Source organism: Salinicoccus halitifaciens (assembly GCF_021026095.1).
GTDB lineage: Bacteria > Bacillota > Bacilli > Staphylococcales > Salinicoccaceae > Lacicoccus > Lacicoccus halitifaciens.
The window spans coordinates 98,006-119,887 of the sequence record NZ_JAJNCU010000004.1; the positions used below are offsets into that span (position 1 = coordinate 98,006).

General features: G+C 48.4%; 18 protein-coding genes. 4 read left to right on the forward strand and 14 right to left on the reverse strand.

The features are described from left to right. Positions 1–109 precede the first annotated feature (109 nt). Together LPW40_RS09180 and LPW40_RS09185 are read right to left on the reverse strand one after the other, a co-directional pair. Positions 110–1,924, reverse strand: coding sequence for a purple acid phosphatase family protein (locus tag LPW40_RS09180; RefSeq protein ID WP_230821963.1), 1,815 nt, complete (start codon positions 1,922–1,924; stop codon positions 110–112). Positions 1,925–2,121: 197 nt separating this feature from the next. Then, positions 2,122–3,288, reverse strand: coding sequence for an aminotransferase class I/II-fold pyridoxal phosphate-dependent enzyme (locus tag LPW40_RS09185; protein ID WP_230821964.1), 1,167 nt, complete (start codon positions 3,286–3,288; stop codon positions 2,122–2,124). Between the two features lie 155 nt (positions 3,289–3,443). On the opposite strand from LPW40_RS09185, the gene LPW40_RS09190 reads away from it, so the two are divergent. Then, entirely contained in the window at positions 3,444–3,638 is a 195-nt protein-coding gene (locus LPW40_RS09190; RefSeq protein WP_230821965.1) for a hypothetical protein, read from the forward strand. Between the two features lie 38 nt (positions 3,639–3,676). On the opposite strand, the gene LPW40_RS09195 is transcribed toward LPW40_RS09190, so the two are convergent. Both LPW40_RS09195 and LPW40_RS09200 read right to left on the reverse strand, forming a co-directional pair. Then, positions 3,677–4,843, reverse strand: a complete 1,167-nt coding sequence (locus tag LPW40_RS09195; protein WP_230821966.1) for an MFS transporter — start codon at positions 4,841–4,843, stop codon at positions 3,677–3,679. 23 nt (positions 4,844–4,866) lie between these two features. Continuing rightward, on the reverse strand, positions 4,867–5,919 hold the full coding sequence (locus tag LPW40_RS09200) for a tartrate dehydrogenase (protein ID WP_230821967.1): 1,053 nt from the start codon (positions 5,917–5,919) through the stop codon (positions 4,867–4,869). A gap of 196 nt (positions 5,920–6,115) precedes the next feature. Here LPW40_RS09200 and LPW40_RS09205 point away from each other — a divergent pair, with 196 nt between their 5' ends. Further along, the gene (locus LPW40_RS09205; protein WP_230821968.1) at positions 6,116–7,183 is read left to right on the forward strand and encodes a branched-chain amino acid aminotransferase; all 1,068 of its coding nucleotides are present in this window, start codon (positions 6,116–6,118) and stop codon (positions 7,181–7,183) included. Positions 7,184–7,251: 68 nt separating this feature from the next. Here the strand turns inward: LPW40_RS09205 and LPW40_RS09210 are convergent, their stop codons facing one another. The 3 genes from LPW40_RS09210 to LPW40_RS09220 all read right to left on the reverse strand — a co-directional run bounded on the left by LPW40_RS09210 (position 7,252) and on the right by LPW40_RS09220 (position 10,363). Then, complete coding sequence (locus LPW40_RS09210; protein WP_230821969.1) at positions 7,252–7,998, reverse strand: 2-keto-4-pentenoate hydratase; 747 nt, start codon at positions 7,996–7,998, stop codon at positions 7,252–7,254. Between the two features lie 120 nt (positions 7,999–8,118). Further along, positions 8,119–9,558 (reverse strand): anthrax toxin lethal factor-related metalloendopeptidase, encoded by a 1,440-nt coding sequence (locus LPW40_RS09215; protein ID WP_230821970.1) that lies wholly within the window; start codon positions 9,556–9,558, stop codon positions 8,119–8,121. Positions 9,559–9,853: 295 nt separating this feature from the next. Beyond that, on the reverse strand, positions 9,854–10,363 hold the full coding sequence (locus tag LPW40_RS09220) for a thioredoxin domain-containing protein (RefSeq protein WP_230821971.1): 510 nt from the start codon (positions 10,361–10,363) through the stop codon (positions 9,854–9,856). A 156-nt stretch (positions 10,364–10,519) separates the two neighbouring features. On the opposite strand from LPW40_RS09220, the gene LPW40_RS09225 reads away from it, so the two are divergent. Continuing rightward, on the forward strand, positions 10,520–11,740 hold the full coding sequence (locus tag LPW40_RS09225; protein ID WP_230821972.1) for a pyridoxal phosphate-dependent aminotransferase: 1,221 nt from the start codon (positions 10,520–10,522) through the stop codon (positions 11,738–11,740). Between the two features lie 58 nt (positions 11,741–11,798). Here LPW40_RS09225 and LPW40_RS09230 read toward each other — a convergent pair whose 3' ends face one another. Further along, positions 11,799–12,596 carry a carbon-nitrogen family hydrolase gene (locus LPW40_RS09230; RefSeq protein ID WP_230821973.1) on the reverse strand — a complete coding sequence of 266 codons (798 nt, stop codon included), beginning with the start codon at positions 12,594–12,596 and terminating at the stop codon, positions 11,799–11,801. Between the two features lie 149 nt (positions 12,597–12,745). Here LPW40_RS09230 and LPW40_RS09235 point away from each other — a divergent pair, with 149 nt between their 5' ends. Then, positions 12,746–13,927 carry an RNA polymerase factor sigma-54 gene (locus LPW40_RS09235; protein ID WP_230821974.1) on the forward strand — a complete coding sequence of 394 codons (1,182 nt, stop codon included), beginning with the start codon at positions 12,746–12,748 and terminating at the stop codon, positions 13,925–13,927. A gap of 53 nt (positions 13,928–13,980) precedes the next feature. Here the strand turns inward: LPW40_RS09235 and LPW40_RS09240 are convergent, their stop codons facing one another. The 6 genes from LPW40_RS09240 to LPW40_RS09265 all read right to left on the reverse strand — a co-directional run. Then, positions 13,981–16,653 (reverse strand): cation-transporting P-type ATPase, encoded by a 2,673-nt coding sequence (locus LPW40_RS09240; RefSeq protein WP_230821975.1) that lies wholly within the window; start codon positions 16,651–16,653, stop codon positions 13,981–13,983. Positions 16,654–16,977: 324 nt separating this feature from the next. Then, the gene (locus LPW40_RS09245) at positions 16,978–17,856 is read right to left on the reverse strand and encodes a dihydrodipicolinate synthase family protein (RefSeq protein ID WP_230821976.1); all 879 of its coding nucleotides are present in this window, start codon (positions 17,854–17,856) and stop codon (positions 16,978–16,980) included. 21 nt (positions 17,857–17,877) lie between these two features. Further along, positions 17,878–19,197 (reverse strand): TRAP transporter large permease, encoded by a 1,320-nt coding sequence (locus LPW40_RS09250; RefSeq protein ID WP_230821977.1) that lies wholly within the window; start codon positions 19,195–19,197, stop codon positions 17,878–17,880. Continuing rightward, entirely contained in the window at positions 19,181–19,693 is a 513-nt protein-coding gene (locus LPW40_RS09255) for a TRAP transporter small permease subunit (RefSeq protein ID WP_230821978.1), read from the reverse strand. Before LPW40_RS09255 ends, LPW40_RS09250 begins: the two co-directional genes overlap by 17 nt. 13 nt (positions 19,694–19,706) lie before the next feature. Beyond that, a complete protein-coding gene (gene dctP / locus LPW40_RS09260) occupies positions 19,707–20,783 on the reverse strand; it encodes a TRAP transporter substrate-binding protein DctP (RefSeq protein ID WP_230821979.1) in 1,077 nt (358 codons plus the stop codon). A 289-nt stretch (positions 20,784–21,072) separates the two neighbouring features. Then, positions 21,073–21,882, reverse strand: an 810-nt coding sequence (locus LPW40_RS09265; protein ID WP_230821980.1) for a dihydrodipicolinate synthase family protein, incomplete at its 5' end; no start/stop codon positions are given.

Genomic DNA, 21,882 nt, shown 5'->3' on the forward strand with positions numbered 1-21,882 from the left:
CCCCTTTGCCTACGATTTTACTCGAATTCGAGATGCTTTGCAATTTTATGGAAAAAATAAGGTGAAACAACAAAAAGAAGCCCGGAGGCCTCTCTAAGTCAACATGCTTTTATTCGGAATCTTTGACGATGCCAAACTGATCCACCAGGTGGACGGTACGTTCTTCACCTTCCAGCAGCTCGCCTTCTATCTGATACATGCTGACGATCAGTTCATTACCTTCCATTTCATAAACCGCAAAGTTCTGCACGTCGGAATCCCTGTTGTTCGCGTGGGAATCTTCGAATGCGTCAGTATCCTGCGGCTGGTCGCCGTATGCAAACAGGCTGTTGTAGTAATCCATATCTTCCTGAGTCATCCAGTCAAGAGCAGGCCTCACTTCATGGAGATGTTCCACACCTTTGGAGTAGACGTCGTCATACTCTTTCGTTCCGCCTGTATTCGGCAGGATGTACGTCGTCCCTTCCGGCTCATTGATGTACTCGACACCATTGTCCCCGACGAACGTTTCAACTTCTTCAACCACACCGTTCGAGAAGTTCTCATCACTCGGGACATGCGTCAGTGAATGTGTCCTTGAGACGACATGGTCATGACCCTGCAGTGCCAGGTCGACGTCCAGTTCATCGATCAGGGCCGTCAGCTCTTCCCTGATTTCCTGTACATCATCATCCTGCAGTGAATGATATGACTTCGAATAGAGCGGCTTGTGGTAGTTCAATACTACCCATTCCGCACCGTTTGCACGGGCCTCTTCGATATCTTCACGTATCCATTCCATCTGCTCTTCACCGATGGCCCCTTCGTTCGGATTGTCTTCGGATTCCTTGTTGTCGTTCGTATTCAGCGTCACAAAGTGGACGCCGTTATAATCGAATGAGTAGTAGGATCCGCCGTCAATCGCATCATTCGTCACCGGCACATTGAAATGTTCATTGAACTTTTCCGTGAACGGCTCATCATCCCAGTCCAGTGCATATTCATCATGGTTGCCCGGTGCCACAGCCATTGCGGCACTCATGAAGTACGGCCTCGACCGTTCAAAGATGTCCACCCACTCGTCTTCGATCTCTGCAATTTCAACGACATCCCCGGTATGGAGAATGAAATCCGCATCGCCCGCAGTTTCAAGAGCACGCATCAGGGTGTCTGCACCGAAAGCCGCTTCATTCCGGACGTTTTCGTTCCAGAAAGCATTTTGTGTGTCTGTATAATGGACGAACTTAAACGGGTCGCCATGCTCACCGGAAGTTTTGAACTGTCCGGTTTCGCTGATATCGCCCGACTCGCTGCCCACCTGATAATAGTAGGTCGTATTCGGCTCAAGACCTGTGGCATGCGCTTTATAGGAATATTCCTGCACATCGATCAAGTCAAGCTGTCCGTATTCACGGCCGTACATCCAGTCGCCGCCATGCGCCTGCTCATCTGTATAGTATCCGTTGATCACAGGGTCGCCGTTTTCGTCCGTCACCGGCTCCCCTTCTTCATCTTCTTCAACGTCTGCAAAAATGTAATAACCGTTCATATCACGTTCCCCGTAGTGGGAAGTGACTTCTGTTGCTTCCGCTTCGAACTCCAATGTATCATCAAAATTCCCGCTCTCGGAAATCCATACTTTCGAATCTTCAAAGAGATCCGTCGTATACCAGTTGAAGCCCATTTCGCCCGTCGTATCGCCATTGAATGTGGCTGCGATGCGGCTCGGCATATTATTCGCTTCAATTTCCGCAACTTCAGGCTTCTCGTCCGTCAGTACCGGATTGAATTCCTCCGTGACCGGTTCCGATGTCCCGCCGGCAGGATTGCCTCCACCGGCTGCATGCGCGACCGGGCTGAATAATGATGAAAGTATCAGCAACATTACAAATGCAAGACCAATTGCGTTCATCAATTTCCTGTCATTAAACAAATTGACATTCATGAACAGTAAACCTCCTCAAATTTATGATCACCCTGGTGATCACTTACATATATATGATAGAAGTCGAATGTTCACGCAGTTTTAACATGAAGTAAATGTTTGTTTAATTTTAAGGCGCATTATTTAGATTGTGTAAATTTCACTAATGAAAACAATCATCACATTGATGGGTCAACAGCTGCTTATTACATGAAGACTCAGGCCCGTCCCTCTTCCAGTATGTTGATATATTTCTCCAGCCGGTCCGCCGCTTCAATCAGCTCTTCCATACTGCATGCGAAGGAGAGCCTGATGTGCCCTTCCCCGAATTCCGAGAATGAACGGCCCGGCACGACCGCCAGGTGGACGGCTTCAAGCAGGTCTGTTGCGAACTTGAATGAGTCCCGTTCATATTTTTCGATGGATGGAAAGATGTAGAACGCACCCGTCGGTTTTGAGACTTCGAGCCCCATATCAAGCAGCCTTTCGTATATATAATCGCGCCGCTCGATATAAGCCTGGTTCATCTCCTTCGGCACATGCAGCTGTGTGGTGAGTGCCTCGATCGCCGCGTACTGGCTCGGGATGCTTGCACAGATCGTGTTGTAGAGGTGGACCGCCGTGACATCCTCCATAATGTCTTTATGTCCAACGACCCAGCCGATGCGCCAGCCGGTCATCGCATGGGATTTGCTGAGGCCGTTGACGATCAATGCCTTCCCTTTAAGTTCCGGGTAGGAGGCAAGGCTGATATGTTCGCCTTCCAATGTGTTTTCGCCGTAAATTTCATCCGTGATGACGAATATATCATGTCTTTTGAACACTTCAAGGAGGGCATCCATCTGCGCCTTCGTGTATGTCACGCCCGTCGGGTTGGTCGGATAGTTGAGCAGCACGGCCTTCGTCTTATCGGTGATGTTCGATTCGATCAGTTCCGGTGTCGCAATGTAATCCGTCTCCGTCATATCGACGAACTTAGTCACGCCGCCGGACAGTTCGATGATCGGCTCATAACCGAGGTAGGTCGGCGCCGGGATCAGCACTTCGTCCCCCGGATCGAGGATTGCCCGGAGGATGCCGTCTATCCCTTCGCTGCCGCCGACGGTGACCAGCACTTCCCCGTGGGGGTTGAAATCCGCCCCGTAATTCTTTTTATAGTAGCCGCTGATCGCCTGACGCAGTTCAAGCAGCCCGGTGTTATGGGAATACTTCATCGACTTGGTGTTGATTGATTCGATGGCTGCGTCCCTGATGGGCTGCGGCGTTTCAAAATCCGGCTGGCCGAGTGTCAGATCGACGGCATCCGGAAACTCCTCCACCCTGTTTGAGAACTGTCTCGTCCCCGGCACTTCGATATCTTTCATTCTTCTGTTGGCCTGTGGCATGGTATCACTCTTCCTCTGTTATTTTCATACCGATTATACCAGAATCCGGAGGTGATTTGACCCCGGCACTTTATTCGGAAAACTATATTGTCCTGTTGTAATCCCCGGGGTTTCCGGTATCATTTAACATGAATAAAATTATGGGGGCTTTCATTTTGAGTAAACAGACAGTGAAAAGGATCTATGTCGGCGGTATGCTGATCCTGCTCTTGATTGCCGTGATGAATCTCATCCTTGAGGCACCTCTGGTCAATCCATTCATCATATTCGGCTTCATGTTCATACTGCTTTCAATCAACATCTACAATAACACCAGAGCGGACGGCGACGATAAGGGCGGTCCGAAATAAGAAAAGAACTTTTGCCGGGGGCAAAAGTTCTTTTCTGTTCACACCGATAAATATTTCTCCTTGCGGCCGTAGACGAAGTAATACATCACCGCTGTGATTGCGACGATAATCGTCATTGAGTTGTACAGGCCGCCGTAGCCTAAGAACGGGACGAACTGGCCGAATATATAGGAACCGACACCGAGGCCGAAATCCAGGCATATGAAGAAGGTCGATGTCGCAAGGCCCACGTTCCTCCTGTCGGCAAGTTTGATGCACAGCGCCTGGATGATGGACTGGAAGTTGCCGTAACCGAGGCCGACAAGCGCCCCGGCAAGGAGCAGCATCCAGCCCGTCGTCGCATTTCCGAGCACAATGTAGGCGATGAAATAGAGCGCCAGTGCCGGATAGACGATGATATTCGCACCCTTCAAATCCATCAGGCGCCCGGTGAACGGTCTTGTAATCAGCATCATAACTGCATAGATCAGGAAGAAGTAGCTGGCCGCAGCACCAAGACCCCGCTGGTCGGCGAACAGCGCGATGAATGAAAATATTGTGGAATGTGCGAGACAGACGATGAGTATCGTCGTGGCAGCAGGCAGTGCATCCCGGTCCAGGAACTGGAAGCGCGGCTTCGGTTCTTTCGTGAGGTCGATCGTTTCGTTATCAGTTTTGATGAATATGGTGAATACACTAGCAATCAGTACAACGATGAAGACGAGCAGGAACAGCATCTGATAATCGACATATTCGAGCATTGAGAACGCAAGGTACGGACCGATGGCGGTCGCCATGACGAAGCTCAGGCTGAAATACCCGATGCCCTCGCCCCTTCTTGCCATGGGCAGTGCGAGTGCTGCGATCGTTCCCACCGCCGTCGTCGCAACACCGTTGGCGAAACCGTTGAGGAACCTGACGGCGAGCAGCATCCAGAAATTCCCGGCAAAGAAATACATGCCATATGTAACGATGAACATGACCGTGCCGATATACATGATCTTCCTTGCACCCATCAGGCTCAGCTGATGGCCGGTCACTATCCGCCCGATCAGCGATCCGACGATGAATATCCCCGCCGCGAGTCCCGCGTTGCTCGTCGAGATGCCGAACGCCTCTATCGCGTATCCGCTGATCGTCACCATGAGCAGGAACATCGCAAGCATGATGAAGAAATTGAATATAAACAAGATGATGAAATCGCGGGTCCATAAGCGGTCCTTCACACTACCCCTCCTTACGCTGGTTTTTATTGCAGCTTATCCAGAATCGAAGACGTCACTTCATCCGTGGATGAGCTGCCGCCGATGTCAGAAGTCATGATGCCTTCCCTGAATGTATCTTCAATCGCCCGGAGCAGCATGCTGCCGAGCTCCGTGTAACCGAAATGGTCGAGCAGCATCTTCGCCGTCCAGATCTGCCCCACCGGATTGGCGAGGCCTTTTCCGACGATATCCGGGGCGGAGCCGTGGACGGGTTCGAACATCGACGGATATCTGCCGTTCAAGTTCAGGTTGGCACTCGGTGCAATGCCGATGCTCCCCATGATCGCCGCACCGATGTCGGTGAGGATATCACCGAACAGGTTGCTTGCGACCACGACATCATACCGCTCGGGGCGGGTGACGAATGATGCGCTGAGGGCATCGATATGTTCGGAAGTCGTTGAAATATCCGCATACCCTTCCGATATCTCCTTGAATACATCGTCCCAGAACGGCATCGCATGGTAGATCCCGTTGGATTTGGTCGCGCTCGTCACCATTTTGCGGCGCGAGGCGGCAAGGTCGAATGCATAGTGCATCGCCTGGGAAGTCGCACGCTTCGAAAATACGCTGCTCTGAATCGCAATTTCATGCTCTTCGTGGAACATCCGCCCCCCGACCGAGCTGTATTCCCCTTCACTGTTCTCCCTGACGACCATCAGATCAAAATCTTTCGGGTTCGCAAGCGGTGACCCGATGCCTTCAAAGACTTTTGCCGGCCTGACATTGATTTCCTGCTGGAATTCCCTGCGGATTTTTATGAGCAGCCCCCATAGTGAAATATGATCGGGCACTTTGCCGGCGTCCCCGACCGCCCCCAAAAACACCGCATCACTCTGGCTGAGACGCTCGATGCCGTCGGGCGCCATCATATCCCCATGCTGCAGGTAATAATCGCATCCGTAGTCAAAATGTTCGAATTCAAACTTCAGTCCACCGTCGATTTCAGCAAGGCGCTCCAGTATGCGGAGTGCGCCGGGTACGACTTCGTGTCCGATTCCGTCCCCGGGTATGACGGCGAGTTTTACAGTTTTCATATTCATTTCCCCTTACTTTTTTCGTAATAAAACCATTATAGCAATTTTCCTTTCCGGATAATGACAATGTTCGAAATAAAATAAATTTTTAAATTATCAGAAATCAGCTTGATTTATGGCATGATTTTTGTTAGAATAAACACAATTTTCAAATCAAGTCAGAGGCTTGTTTTAGAAGTTAGAAGGAGGGTCCATCATGGGACAAACTACTATACAAATCGAGAAAGCAATATCTTTGAAAGAAAAGCCTGATGTATCAACGGTGAAATTCGGGACGGTGTTCACGGACTATATGTTCAGTTCAAATTATACACCTGAGCACGGTTGGGAAGAGCCGGCGATCGTACCTTACCAAAATCTCGAAATTTCCCCTGCTGCAAACGGCATCCATTATGGACAATCTGTTTTCGAAGGTCTGAAAGCATACAAGAACGGTGATGATGTTCTACTATTCAGACCCGATGAAAACTTCAAAAGGTTGAATACTTCCTTAGAACGTCTTGCAATGCCTAAGATCAACGAAGAAGTGAGCCTGAACGCCCTTTATGAATTGATCAAACTGGAACGGGACTGGGTGCCTGAAGGACCCGGACAGTCACTGTATATACGGCCGTTCGTCTTCGCGGACGAAGCCTTTCTCGGTGTCCGGTCTGCAAGGACTTACCAGTATAATATCATCCTCTCCCCTGTGGCCGGATATTACGGCGGCCAGCTCGATCCGACCGCGATCTATGTGGAGGATGACTTCGTACGTGCGGTGCGCGGCGGCGTCGGCGACATCAAATGTGCAGGCAACTACGCGGCAAGCATCCTTGCCCAGCAGAAAGCTGCTGAAATGGGTTACGAACAGGTATTGTGGCTTGATGGTGTCGAGCAGAAATATGTTGAGGAAGTCGGCAGCATGAACATCTTCTTCGTCAGGGACAATGAACTCATCACACCGAAGCTGAACGGCTCCATCCTTTCCGGCATCACAAGGAAGTCACTGATCGAGCTTGCCGAATACAAAGGCTACACGGTCAAAGAAGAAAGGATCCACATCGACGAGCTGCAGGCCGGTCTGAAGGACGGCAGCGTCACGGAGATCTTCGGTTCGGGCACGGCAGCTGTCATTTCACCTGTCGGCCGCATGAGGATCCACGGAGAGGACTATGTCGTGAACGGTAACCAGGTCGGTCCTGTCGCTGAAGATCTTTACACCCACTATACAGGCATCCAGTACGGACACCTTGATGATCCGTTCGGCTGGATCGTCAGAATATAAATAAGCATGAGAGAACCCGGTGCACTTGAATGTGCACCGGGTTCTTTGTATTCCCCGTCTACGGGGCTTCATTTCACTTCGAGAGTCACAGTGCCGACATTTTCAAATTCCGCTTCATAATACCCTTTTTCAAGTTCCACCGGCAGATTGAAAGTCCCGGAGGAGATGACTTTGCCCGCTTCAACGATTTTACCGTGGGCGTGAAGTTTTTCCACCAGCCATTTGACCGCTTTGGCGGGATGCCCCATCACTTCACTTGAGCGGCCCTCTTTGATCACTTCACCGTCGAGCGTCAATGTACCTTTGATATCATCAAGTTTTTCATAAGTGCTGAAGTCGCTTTGCCCGAACGTCATACCGCCCGCAACTGCACTGTCAGCGACAATTTCATATTTTGAAGCGTTCGGAAACCAGTCTTCGTAACGGCCGTCGGGAATTTCCAGGCCGGGTGCGATCAGGCATTTCCTGATGATGTCTTCAGCAGAATCTTCCACAGACAAATCTTCCTGGACCAGGAATGCAATTTCCATCTCAAGCCTCGGTGCGTTGTAGTCCGAGTACCTTGCATTATTGACCAGGTTCTTGTTGGTCAGGGCCCCGTACAGCGGTTCGTCATGGTTGAACATCTTCTGTGTCTCTTCACTCGTCAGACTGATTTTATAGCCCCTTAAAGATTCATCGTTATCATTGATTTTCATCTCAAGGACCCGGTCCTGAATCTGATAAGCCTCTTCCAGTGACTCCACCCCGATACTTCCAAGCGCGAGCGGCACCTTCCTTACATAAGCTTCATATAGTTCATCAGCTGCTGACATGAATATCCTCCTCATTTCTGATTATCTCCATGATAACATTTTACCCTTTGAAAATCAGTGGACTGATCGCTTCCAATAAAAAACGGACTGTTCCCACACAGTCCGGAATCTGTTTAGTGTCTATCTCCTGACAATCCTTATGAGCACTGCGGAAATCACTGCCAGGATGACCAGAACGGCGATTGCCATGAACATGAACTGGTTGTCGTTGAAAATGGAGCCGCCAACTTCTGCGCTCTCCTCTTCAGTCTCCACCTCTTCAGTTTCACCTGTATCTGCCTCTTCCTGTTCAGTCACGGCTTCATCTTCTGAAGTTTCCGTGCCTTCCTGTGCTGTATCCGCCTCCTCTGAAGTTTCCGTGCCTTCATTTTCAGCGGTGTCTCCTTCAGTACTTTCAATATCTTCCTCCGGCCGCTCGCCTTCAGGCATGTTATTCAGTTCGATTGCGGACAAGAGATTTTCTCTCGCCTCATCAACCTCAGACTGATCCTCCACATTGCCTGCTTTGCTTTCTTCGAGCACTGCGTTTGCTTCAACAAGCGCTTCATTCAGCTCTTCCGTCCGCTCGGCTTCGGGTATATCCATCGCCTGTGCGACCGCTTCCTCAAGTTTGGTGTCGTCGACCTCGGACACATCTCCAGCGCCGTTTTCGTCCGGCTCCGCCGAAGTCGTAGCATAACGGAAGAATGATGTAAATAAGGCATTGCCGCCTGAATCCAGCGGTTCAACATAAAATTCGTAATTGGTGCTTGTCTCCAGATCTTCGGCCTTATATTCACCTTCGGATACATTGGCCACCTGTTCACCATTCTGGTAGACATTATAGGAATCTGCACCCTCATACTCATCCCATTCGATGGTCATCGTATTGCCTGTGATTTCACCGAATGAAACAATCCTGTAGTTCAGGGTTTCCATATAGGCATATGTCTGCGGTGCCCTGGACTGCAGCTTGCTCTGCTCTTCGCCGCCAAGATAATACATTGCAAATGCCTCCGCAAAATATTCACTCGGTACATCAAAGTACTCGGAAACTGCGTGGTCACCGAATAACGCATCTTTTTCAGCCGAAGCAATTTCCCGGAATTCCGAGGAATCACTGAATGTGAATCCTGCTGTATAGCTGTCGACGGCATGGGCATATTCGTGCAGCTCAAGGTTGATTGTGGAGTGCCCGTTGCCCGGGTCGCTGTAGCCTATTCTTGCAGCCGTGGTGAAGCCGCCGGCCCCCGGCACATCATCCCAGGTGTTGCCGCTGTTTTCCCAGCCCCTCGGCACCGTGCCCGAAAGATGCTGGAATTCCGGCAATTCGGTCAGGGGTACGTCCATCAGGATGATGGTCACACCTGACTGATTCGTTTCATATAAAATCCTTGAATCCACATTATCGAGCCTGTCTATCATCTGCTCTGCTTCAGCATTATTTGAACTATCCGTTGTCCGTACTTCAACCATCTCGAGCAGGTTTGAATCCTGTGCCGAGATCTGTTGATTCCAAGCTATCATCAAGAAGCCGATCATCATCAGCCCAACCATGACTTTACTTACTGGCTTGTACATCGAACAACCTCCTCTCAAGTTTTTCATACATTGAAATATTAATCACTGATTATAGAGCATAAGTGGAACACTTTCAAAGAATTCCCCATATCACCAATTACATGTTAAATTCCTTATTCCCTCTGCCGGCGCCACATAACCTAAAAACTTACATTTACATGGTGTACATCTACCCTCATCAAGCGCCTCAAAAATCACCACCCGTAAAATTACCGGCCTGTGATACTTAAAAACCCCGGGAACGAAAGCATCCCCGAGGCCTTTTTGGCTGCCTGAAATGAAAGCTGACAGCCACCTATAAGCTTTCCAGTTTTTTATTGAATGCTTCGGCAATCTCGGCATGCTCACCTTTGACCGGGAAATCGAATTTCTCCCCGTCGATGAACACCGTCGGCACGACCCTCACATTACGTTCGGCCGCTTCATCCAGGATTTCTTTCGAGCGCGCACCATGCCCTTCCTGTTCATGAAGGCCGAGCGCTTCAAGCTTCATCAGCGTTTCTTCGAAGCTTCCAATCCATTCAGGGCGCGTTTCCAGCAGGTGTTTCATATCTTTGTATGCCTGCTCCGGCTCATCCACGTTCAAGTGCGTGCCTGCGACCGCCCCTTTAAACAAGGCGCCGTGCGTACGGTCCACATGCTTGATGATGTGCTTCACTTTCCCTGATTCGATGTAAGGTGCAAAAATTTCATCGATGACCTCGATGTAGGTCGAGCAGAACGGGCAGCCCATATTGATGTAAGATTCTATTGCCGTTTCCGCTTCACTTGATCCCAGCACCAGATGCTTCACTTCATTTGTCATATTCAATTCCTCCTCGTCACTTCAAATTCTACCCATTAACAAGGAATTATTGAAGTGAAATGCCTGCACAGTGTTTATATGCCCCGCTTACATTATCCATGGAGTAGTGATAATCTGGAAATAAACATCATTAAATACTTGAAAGAGGTGTGTACAATGTCTGCCAAGGATAATCTTTTTGAAAAGCTTGGTGCGGAGCTTGCCCCCGGACAGGAAAAGCGGCTGGATTTCGATGATTTGGAGCTTAAGGGAGAAATCCTGCCAGGCGAACCCGTCGACTTTTCCCACGGGGATGTGGATGCTTTTGAGCCGGTTCCAGGCGCCCTTGAGAGCTTCAGCCATGGATTCAGTGAAGTCGGGGCAACCCAGGCCTATACGGTCTACCGCGGGCGGGAAGATATACTTGAAGACGTCGCTGCAAAGCTGTCGGATTTCGCTTCAACTTCAATCGATCCTGAAACCGAGCTGATCATCACCCCCGGCACCCAGGGCGCATTGTTCCTTGCTGCAGGTGCAACGATTTCTGCCGGGGACAAAGTCGCAATTGTCGAGCCGGATTATTATGCCAACAGGAAGCTCGTCCATTTTTTCCAAGGCGAATTGTATCCGGTCGGCCTGGACTACCTCAACCACACAGGAGGTGCAGGCATCAACCTGCATGAATTGGAAGCGGGATTTAAGGAAGGCGTATCTACTTTCATTTTCTCAAATCCCAACAATCCGAGCGGCGTCGTCTACTCTGAAGACGAAATCATTGAGATTGGAAAGCTCGTTAAAGAGTATGACGTGAAGGTCATCGTCGATGAGCTGTACTCCAGACAAGTTTTTGACGAGAGGCCATTCACCCATCTTTCGAGCCTCGATGCAGTACCTGAAGAGAATATCATCACCATCATCGGCCCGTCGAAGACGGAATCGCTCAGCGGCTTCAGGCTCGGTGTGGCATACGGCTCAAAGGGGACGATCGACAGGATGGAGCAGCTGCAGGCAATCGTTTCACTGCGGGCGGCAGGCTACAACCAGATTGTTTTAAAGAAGTGGTTCAATGAGCCTGAGAACTGGATGGCGGACCGTATCAGTGCACACCAGGATATCAGGGACACATTGCTTCAGATGTTCAGAAAAGCCGGTTTTGAAGTCAGAGCCCCTGAAGCGGGCAGCTACATCTTCCCCAGGATCAAAGACCTCTCAATTTCGTGCGATGACTTCGTCAAAGTCCTCAAAAAGCAGGCGAATGTCACCGTTACACCCGGCACACAGTTCGGCCCGCCTTTTACGGACTGCGTCAGATTGAACTTCTCACAGGATAAGGAAAAAGCCGTCGATGCAGTCGAGAGGCTGATCAAGGTCGCGTCGTACTATAAAAAGGGAAATTAAGCCTATAACCAATGAAACCGGCAGGATCTCATCCTGCCGGTTTCATGATTTTTATGCTTTACAGGAATTTATACATATCCCTTCTCCTGCTCTTGAATATCGGTACATCTTCCCTGACTTCTGCGATATATTCCAGATCGATATCCGCTTCCACAACTTCTTCTGCATCTGCTGCACCCTGCGCAAGCACTTCCCCGAACGGGTTGACGATGATGCTGTTGCCTGCGAATGTCGTCCCGTTCGGCTGTTTGCCGAATGTATTGGAGCCGACGATGTAGCATTGGTTCTCGATCGCCCTCGCCTTAAGGAGCGTCAGCCAGTGCTCCGTCCTTTCCGCCGGCCATTCGGCGACCACGAAGATCACCTTCGCATCCTCGAGTGCAAGGTCCCTGAACAATTCAGGGAATCTCAGGTCATAGCAGATGACGAGCCCCGCCTTATCACCCAGCAGGTCAAACGTCTCCACCGATGCATCACCGCCTGTCAGATATTCAGGTTCCTTCAGCATCGGCACCAGATGGATTTTGGAGTATTCATGGAGGAATTTCCCGCTGCTGTCGACGACGAAAGCCGTATTCAGCACATCATCCCCCGACTTGATGTTCGGAACGGATCCGGCGACGATGTTCACCCCATACTCCACAGCCAGCTTTTCGATTTCATCCTTCACACCTTCAAGGTCGTGAAATGCATGATCCCGGATGTTGGAGAGGTCGTAGCCGCTTGACCACATTTCAGGCAGCACGACGATGCTGCCTTTTTCCGGTTCATGCTCTTTAAACATACGCTGCACTTTTTCCAGGTTTTTTTCATAGTTGCCTTCAACCACTTCAAATTGAAAAATCACCGTTTTCACATTATCATCTCCGTACATTTATTTGGCTCATCGATACCAGTATAACAAACGGCGCCTGCATACTGAAAACATCCCTCCTGACTGTATTGACAACGCTTCCAAGAAGGGTTAGAATTATCTGAAAATAAAGGGCTGAGGAGGTGCCGCCGTTGATTTCTTTGAACATCAATACCGAAGCCAATATTTCATTGAATACATACATCATCAACTCGATCAATATCTTTAAATACACCCCCGCCGAACTGCATAAGTATGTGATGGATAAATGCCATGCCAATCCTCTCATATCCATCGAGGACCACCACCGCTTCCCCAACCATATATATAATGGTGACAATTTTCTTGAGGAAGTCACCACTTATTTCAACTGCACCCTCCCCGCCGGGGAACTGCAGGTCATGGATGCCATCATCGCCTCGCTCTCACCAAAAGGTTTCCTTGAGGCGGCACCGGAGGACATCGCTTCGATGACCGGCGTCCCCATCAGGCAGGTCCGGCATCTGATCGGACTGCTCCAGGCATATGAATCTAAAGGTGCAGGTTCTGCCGGAGCGGTCGACTTCATTGAATTTCAACTGAAGGCGGAGGGCTCGTATAACGAGCAGCTGTTTTCCGCCTTTAAAGACCATCTCCCCAAGGTTCATTCCGGTGACTTGAATTTTTTAAAGGCGCTGGGTATTGAGGAGGAAGTGTTCCTTGATTATATGGAAAACCACATTAAAACATGCCGGCTCTATCCCCTCGACGGGGAAGCATCCATGGAAATCGTGCCTGAAGGTTTCATCAGACAGGACGGAGACATCCTCACAATCAGCATCGACGATTATTTAATGGACAGCATCACCCATGAACCGATCTATCTGTCGGAAGGTGATACAGATTTCTCGGAGAAGCTGAAAACTTTCAGGGATGAGTATTTAGAACTTGTTTCCATGCTGAATGCGAGGAAAATCTGCATGCTGAAAATATTGAACATCATCTGCGATGTCCAGAAGGAATATTTGATCGGGAGATGTGATTACTTAAAGCCGCTCGATCAGACAATGCTTGCTGAATCCGCCGATCTCAGCCCTGCGACGGTCAGCCGCCTGGTCTCGGGTAAATACATTTCCACACCGAGGGGGCTCCTCCCGATCCAGAGCCTGTTATCGAGGCGGTGTTACAAAGGATATTCCGTCAGTCATGTAAAACACATCATCCGGAATATCGAAAATTATCAGAAGCTTCCGGACAATAAAATCTCCATGATGCTGAATGAACTCGGCATCAAAATTTCAAGGCGCACCGTTAATAAGTATAAGAATCAGATGTTGGAAGAAGCTCAAAATTAACCCGGCCTCTTTAATTTATGAAAAAGGCCGGGGGCAAATTGAGCTATAACCTCCTACTCATCAGTGGTAAGGGGTTTTCTTTTCATGATGGAGCGTGTAATCCACTTCTCGATTTCTATCAGGATGAATACGCTGATGCCAATTGCGATCGGTATGAGCCAGTATTCAAGGCCGATTGGTACAGTGCCGAGGATTGTGTTCATGAACGGCAGGTACGTCACCCCGATCTGAAGGAGGACGAGCAGTCCTGAAACCATGAATGCGATGCGGTTTGTGAAAAAGTTCCGGTTCAGGGCAAAGTCCACTTCGCTCCGGCAATTATACAGATGAAACAGCTGGGCAAATACAATGGACTGAAGTGTCACCGTGTTGATGACTTCGGCCGGGTACCCCAGATCATGAAGCTCCAGGTTCACAAGCAGTATTCCCCCGCCTACAAGCAGGGAGACAAGCGCAATCCTGAAAATGTAATACCCGCTTAGAAGTCTGGTCTCAGGTGGTCTTGGCGGCCGTTTCATGCTGCTTGGCTCGAGCTTTTCAAACGCGAGGGCGAGCGATACGGTGACGGATACGACCATATTGACCCATAGGATCTGTACAGGTGTAAGGGGCATCGTCAGTCCGAACATGAGCGCTGCAAGAATCAGGAATGCCTCGGCGCCGTTCGTAGGCAGTATGAATAGTATGGTCTTTTTCAGGTTGTCATAGACACGCCGGCCTTCCCTTACCGCCTTTACGATGGTTTCAAAGTTGTCATCGACGAGAATCATACGGGCAGCCTCCTTGGAGACTTCAGTCCCTTTGATGCCCATGGCCACACCAATATCCGCCCGCTTGAGCGCAGGTGCGTCATTGACACCATCCCCCGTCATGGAGGTGATCTGCCCTTCCTTTTGAAGTGCGGTGACCAGCTGCAGCTTGTTCTGCGGACTGGTTCTCGCAAAAATATCGTATTCCAAAGCGGCATGAGCTAATTCGCCTTCCGTCATGGCATCCAGCTCCCGGCCTTCAATCGCACGCTGGCCGTCGCCGATGCCAAGCTGCCTGCCGATGGCGATTGCTGTATCCTTATGATCGCCTGTGATCATTTTTACGGTGATTCCGGCCCGTTTGGATTCCTCAACTGCAAGGATGGCCTCTTCCCTCGGCGGGTCGATGATGCCGGCAAAACCAAGCAGATTCATACCTTCGGCGAGATCTTCGTGGGTGATCCCCGATGTTTCCGGGGGCATATCCTTATACGCTGCCCCAAGCATACGCTTGCCCTCGCCTGCAATTTGGACAAGCTTTTCCTCCCATACCATCCTGTTTTCATCGTCCAAATCGGGATATGCCATATCGAGCAGCCTGTCCGGTGCGCCTTTGACGTAGAGACGTTTTGCGCCCTCATTCTCAACCAGATAAGCCATATACTTGTACTCGGAATCAAATGGAATCTTATCGATTGGAGGAAGTGCAGGAATATCGATCTCAGCCTTTTCCGCTACAGTCAGAAGACATCCTTCTGTCGGTTCCCCGCTGATTTCCCATTGTCCGGTTTCCTCATTCTTTCCGAGGCTGGTTTCATTGACTGTCTTTATGCAGGTCAGAAACTCTTTAAGGGGGTCCGGATCGTCAGCTGTTTTCCCCACCACTATTTCCCCGTGAGGTGCATAACCGGTGCCGGTCACACTGTAGTCAGCACCCTGAAGGTGGATAGAGGTGACCGTCATTTCATTCCTGGTCAAAGTCCCGGTCTTATCCGAGCAGATGACCGATACCGCGCCCAAGGTCTCGACAGACGGAAGATTTTTAACAATCGCATTATTCCCAGCCATGGTCTGTACACCAAGTGCAAGGATGATGGAGAGAATGGCGGGCAGACCTTCAGGAATTGCTGCCACTGCGAGGGAAATCACTGCAAGGAGCAGTTCAGTCGTCGGGTAATCATGGAAGACATAACCATAAATGAAGCTGACTGCTGCTATAAGTAATATGATGAAACTGATGGTCTTACCGAATTGAGCAGTCTGTCTGAGTAATGGGGTCTGAAGCTGTTCCGTCTCGACCATCGAAGTGTTGATCTTCCCAAGCTCCGTTTGTTCACCGGTGGCCACCACTACACCTCTGCCTGAACCGGAAGCAATGGAAGTTCCGGAAAATGCCATATTCACCTGGTCGCCAAGGACTGCGTCCGCATCGATTGCAGCTGTCTGCTTCTGTACTGCCAATGATTCCCCGGTCAAAGCAGACTCTTCCACTTTAAGATTATTTGCTTCTATGAGCCGGACATCTGCCGGGAGGCGGTCGCCGGCTTTGAAAATCACAATGTCCCCCGGCACCACCTCATCAGCAGGGATTTCGAGCCTCTTCCCCTCCCGGATGACCGTTGCATCACTGGACAGCATGTTCTGTATGCCTTCCAGCGCCTTTTCAGCCCTGTTCTCCTGTACATAACCGATTATCGCATTGATGATGGCGACGGCGAGGATTACAGCTGTGTCAATGAGGTGGCCGAGCACAGCAGTCACTACTGCGGCAGCGAGAAGTACATAAATGAGGACGTCATTGAAATGTCCCAGAAACTTTCGCCATTCGGGCACCTTTTCCGGTTTCGGGAGCACATTCCTGCCATGGGTTTCCAAGTTCCTGGCGATGTCCTCCTCGCTCAGCCCTTGTGACTTTTCTACAGAAAAATGCCGCAGTACTTCCTCCTCCCGTCCAGCATGCCATTGCTTCCTTTCCATATCGTCACTCCTATCCAAAATTTGTATATATGGTCATTGTAACCCAGTTGCTGCTATTTTTCATAACCACGATCAAGGAATTAATGGCATATAATTGACATGTGATTCTTGACGTCAGAATTTAGGTTGAGAATGGGAACACCGCTACCTGCATCGCAGAGCGCGCTATCAAATCTCCTGTTGTATCGGAGCACCCTATGAGGCGCCGTCCGGCCGACTCCGCGCATAAAAAACTGAGGTTCGAATAAGTACGAACCTCAGCAGAAATCATTCTATTCACCTGTAAATTTTAACGGTTGAAGGCTAAACGGCCCTTGCTTTCAATTAATCCAGCTTCTCCATAAGCCCCTTCAGCTTCTCCACTTCCTCATCCGTCAGGCCGAGCCTTGGCTTCCTTGACGGGCCGCCGTTCAGGCCTTTCAGATCCATCGCCTTCTTGACGATCTGGACATACTTGCCCGAGTCCTCGAGGAACTCGCACAGTGGGAGCAGGTCTTTATTCAGCGCCCTGGCTGCCTCATAGTCGCCCGCCTTCATCAGCTCATACAGCTTTGAAGCGCTGTTCGGTGCGATGTTCGCCGCCACCGACACCCAGCCCGTCGCACCGACCGCAAAGGATTCATACGCCAGGTCATCCGAGCCGCAGAACATCACGAGGTCCGTATTCTCGACCAGCGTGCGCACTTTCCGGATATCGCCCGTCGACTCCTTGATGTACTGCACTTTATCCAGTTCCTTGTCGATCTTGTAGATCGTCTCATTCTCCAGATCCACATTCGCCGTGAACGGGTTGTTGTACATCATGATCGGCTTCGTCACGACGTCATTGACGTCCTTGAACTGGTGGAACGCCTCCTCCTCGGTCGGCGTCATATAGAATGAGTTAATCAGGAGGTGCCCGTCGGCGTTCGTCTGTTCGACGAATTTCGCATACTCGATCACCTTGTCCGTGCGCTCATCGGCGATGCCGACGAGCAGCTGGGTGTCATGCCCCTCAATCTGGTCGCTCACCTGCGTGATGATTTTCTCCTTCTCCTCATCATCGAGTGCGGCGAACTCCCCCGTCGAGCCGACGATGATGATGCCGGCGACTTTTTGATCCAGGAAATGCTGGACGTTCTCCTTCAAACCTTCATAGTTCACGCTGTAGTCTTCGTTCATTGGTGTAATCAGTACCGGGAATACTCCCTCGAATTTCTTCATTAAAATCTGCTCCTTCTTAATTTATCTACTTATTATATTTGGTAACCATGTGACAATAACAGGAAATACAACAATCAAAATAACAGCTATTAATTGTATGATTATGAATGGTATTGTTGCTCTATATATCTTAGTAATACTGACTTTCTCACCCACTGCACTTTTCAAGTAAAAAATCGCAAACCCGAAAGGCGGCGTTAAAAATGCCATTTGTAAAACTACCATAAATAAGATGGCCCACCACAGGGGATCAAAACCGGCTTCAACTATAATAGGGGTTATAATCGGGGCTGCTAGCATAATAAGGGCCATGGTTTCTAAGAACATACCTAAAATGATGATAAAAATTAAAGCAAAGATCAATACTCCCCATTCACCACCTGGAGCGTTGGCTGCCAGTTCAGAGACCATTTGATTACCACCGATCCCTGAAAATACAGCACTGAATATTGCTGCTCCAATTAGTATCCATGCTACCATTCCTGTCATTTTACCCGACTCTTTTACAGCCTCTTTTGCCTTTAACAAACTTAATCTCTTAGTTACGACAGCTATTAGAATGGTACCTATGACTCCGACTGCTGCACCTTCTGTGGGAGTTGCAATTCCAGCAAATATTGAGCCTAGGACTATAATGATTAAAAGTAAAGGTAAGATAACAGCCCTTAAGGCAAGCAATTTTTCTTTCAATGAAACACGTTCTTCCTTTAATAAAGCCGGAGCATTTTCCGGATTTTTATACGCCATAAATAATATGTATAGTATAAAAAGAATTATTAAAAGTAAGCCCGCACTTAATCCTCCAGCAAATAAACTGGAGACTGACACGCCGGTTATAGCGCCATATACTACCATGTTTAAACTGGGAGGTATAAGCTGCCCTAGCGTCCCTCCTGCCATTACTGTTCCCAAACTTAAATTTTCATTGTATTTGTATCTCATCATATGTGGCAAAGCAATCAACCCTAAGCCTATGACTCCAGCTGCTACCACTCCCGATATAGCTCCAATTATTGCTCCAACTATGATTACAGTAATAGCAAGACCTCCCCGCAGGGACCCTGACCATTTATAAACCGCATCGAATAAATCTGAAATTATATTAGATTTCTCTAATAATATCGACATGAATATAAAAAGTGGAATTGCAATCAATGTATAGTTGTTCATTATATTCCAGGCGCCACTTGTTAATAAAGCGGTGCTATCATAACCCCAAAGTAATAAGGCAAATATTGCACCTGTTCCCGCAAGTGAAAATGCGATTGGGACACCTAGGAATAACAATATTAATAACAAAACAAACATCCATATGGGGGCGTAATCAAATATCAGTTCCATTGTCATCCCCCTTTTTTATTATTAGTTTAAGAAGCTCTGCCAGGGATTGTAGTAATAAAAGGAAAGCCCCTATAGGTATGAACCATTTAAACCACCAAATTGTTGGGTTAAATGACGTTTGATGAGCTGAGCGCTCCTGGATCATTGTTGACTCTATTGATAGATCAATGCCTTTCAGAAATAAAAGAAGTGCGACTCCGGTGATCAGTAAACATATAAAAATGTTTAATGCCTTTTTAACTCCACCATGAACATAACTTTGTATGATATCAACTGATATATGGCCTTTTGTTCTTAAAGTATCTGCGCCAGCCAGTAAAATCATTATGCCAAACAAGAAAATCGTAACTTCGAATCCCCACTCTGGATAATTGCCAAAAAACCTTCTCATTATCACTGTGTAAAATACTATAATAGTCAAAGGAATAATTAAAAAATAAGCAATTTTACCGGAATATTCGGACAATAAATCAATTACTTTTATTACATTTTTCATTGATTATTCCCCCTTATTCTGAGAACCCAAGTATTTTCGCTTCTTCATCATAGCCAAGTTCATTTAAAACTTTTGCATATTCATCTATATACTCTTTGCTGAGCTCACTTTCTTCTCTTTGGTCTAATAGATAATCAAAGCCAATTTTTCGCATTTCTTCAATATCTTCTTCAGGCAATTCTATAAATTCAATATCCGGGTTATTCCTCCATTCTGTCTCTGCTCTCTGGCTTTCTACTCCATATGCTATTGCAGATTCGTATCTCACTTTGTCTCTAGCTACATATACTGCCGCCTTTAATTCTTCCGGTAACTGCTCCCAAGCACTTTCATTCACAATTAATTCTTTGTCAGTACTCGGCCCAACATGGAGAGCTGGCTCTATCACATATCTTGTAACTTCATCTAAACCCATTTCTCCATTCACTAAAAAGTCGTTAAATTCTGCTGCATCTACCGTTCCAAGCTGAAGGCCTGTATATATTTCTGGAGCTGAAAGTGAGATCGCTGATGCGCCTAATTCTCCATAAAAGCTAGACGCCACCCCTGCAGCACGAATATTTTTACCTTTAAAATCTTCTATGCCTTCAATCGGTACTCTTGAAATTAGGATTTCTTCAGGAGCATAGTCAAAAGCTCCTAAGTTAGTAATCCCAAACTGTTCATAGGCTTTTGAAGTGATTGGTTCCAACCGCTCCGATCTATAGAAATGTTCTTCAAAACCTCTTATGGGGTCTCCCGGGATAGTGCCGCCTGCCAAATTAAATACAGGGTCTTTACCTGTCCAGAATCCTGTGTAAATAGCGGCCATTTCCACTACACCATTTTGAACCATTTCAAAGGTGTCATTATTTGGGAATAACACATCTGCACCGTATGGTTCAATGATTAGTTGTCCATTTGTTATTTCACTAACAGCTTCGATAAACGGTTCGATTGTCCCGTCATATCTCGCAGTCCCCTCAATCTGATGAGTAACCAACCTCCATTCATAAACTTCCTTTTCCCCTTCTGGTATCGTTTGTACAGGTGCACAAGCTCCTGTAATAACTACGATAAGAAGCGACAAACTTAAAAAAATTCTTTTCATCTTTCATCCCCCTTTGTTCACGCTTACATATTTGAAATTTCAGTTAATTCGATTTTATTTCACTGTGTGAAAAGTCAACAGTCTTTTTCACACAGGGTGAAATTAAAGGTGTTCTTTTGCGATTCATAATTACCTTAAAATTCAAAAATCCAAAAATTGTTAGTAGTAATAATTATTTATTAGCTAATTACTGAAAAAATATGTAGAAAAACCAGGAACTATACGAAATTCCTGGTTGCATCATTAACAGTTTGATACGATATTTGAGTAGAAAGAGTGATTATATTATCTAATCCAGCTTCTCCATAAGCCCCTTCAGCTTCTCCACTTCCTCATCCGTCAGGCCGAGCCTCGGCTTCCTCGACGGGCCGCCGTTCAGACCTTTCAGATCCATCGCCTTCTTGACGATCTGGACATACTTGCCCGAGTCCTCCAGGAACTCGCACAGCGGAAGGAGGTCTTTATTCAGCGCCCTGGCCGCTTCATAGTCACCCGCCTTCATCAGCTCGTACAGCTTTGAAGCGCTGTTCGGTGCGATATTCGCCGCCACAGACACCCAGCCCGTCGCACCGACGGCGAAGGATTCATACGCCAGGTCGTCCGAGCCGCAGAACATCACGAGATCCGTATTCTCGACCAGCGTGCGTACCTTCCGGATGTCGCCCGTCGATTCCTTGATGTACTGCACTTTGTCCAGTTCTTTATCAATTTTATAAATGGTCTCATTCTCCAGATCCACATTCGCCGTGAACGGATTGTTGTACATCATGATCGGCTTCGTCACGACATCATTGACGTCCTTGAACTGGTGGAACGCCTCCTCCTCGGTCGGCGTCATATAGAATGAGTTGATCAGGAGATGGCCGTCGGCGTTCGTCTGTTCGACGAATTTCGCATATTCGATCACCTTGTCCGTGCGCTCATCGGCGATGCCGACGAGCAGCTGGGTGTCATGCCCCTCGACCTGACCGCTCACCTGTGTGATGATCTTTTCCTTTTCCTCATCATCGAGTGAGACGAACTCCCCCGTCGAGCCGACGATGATGATGCCGGCGACTTTTTGATCCAGGAAATGCTGGACGTTCTCCTTCAAACCTTC

Bases quoted from the DNA above. Each gene is read 5' to 3' on its own strand.
- LPW40_RS09200 (WP_230821967.1), bottom strand. From the start codon at position 5,919: ATGAAAACTGTAAAACTCGCCGTCATACCCGGGGACGGAATCGGACAC.
- LPW40_RS09220 (WP_230821971.1), bottom strand. From the start codon at position 10,363: ATGACAAATGAAGTGAAGCATCTGGTGCTGGGATCAAGTGAAGCGGAA.
- LPW40_RS09215 (WP_230821970.1), bottom strand. From the start codon at position 9,558: ATGTACAAGCCAGTAAGTAAAGTCATGGTTGGGCTGATGATGATCGGC.
- LPW40_RS09185 (WP_230821964.1), bottom strand. From the start codon at position 3,288: ATGCCACAGGCCAACAGAAGAATGAAAGATATCGAAGTGCCGGGGACG.
- LPW40_RS09245 (WP_230821976.1), bottom strand. From the start codon at position 17,856: ATGAAGAAATTCGAGGGAGTATTCCCGGTACTGATTACACCAATGAAC.
- LPW40_RS09255 (WP_230821978.1), bottom strand. From the start codon at position 19,693: ATGAAAAATGTAATAAAAGTAATTGATTTATTGTCCGAATATTCCGGT.
- LPW40_RS09210 (WP_230821969.1), bottom strand. From the start codon at position 7,998: ATGTCAGCAGCTGATGAACTATATGAAGCTTATGTAAGGAAGGTGCCG.
- LPW40_RS09225 (WP_230821972.1), top strand. From the start codon at position 10,520: ATGTCTGCCAAGGATAATCTTTTTGAAAAGCTTGGTGCGGAGCTTGCC.
- dctP (WP_230821979.1), bottom strand. From the start codon at position 20,783: ATGAAAAGAATTTTTTTAAGTTTGTCGCTTCTTATCGTAGTTATTACA.
- LPW40_RS09250 (WP_230821977.1), bottom strand. From the start codon at position 19,197: ATGGAACTGATATTTGATTACGCCCCCATATGGATGTTTGTTTTGTTA.
- LPW40_RS09180 (WP_230821963.1), bottom strand. From the start codon at position 1,924: ATGAATGTCAATTTGTTTAATGACAGGAAATTGATGAACGCAATTGGT.
- LPW40_RS09240 (WP_230821975.1), bottom strand. From the start codon at position 16,653: ATGGAAAGGAAGCAATGGCATGCTGGACGGGAGGAGGAAGTACTGCGG.
- LPW40_RS09205 (WP_230821968.1), top strand. From the start codon at position 6,116: ATGGGACAAACTACTATACAAATCGAGAAAGCAATATCTTTGAAAGAA.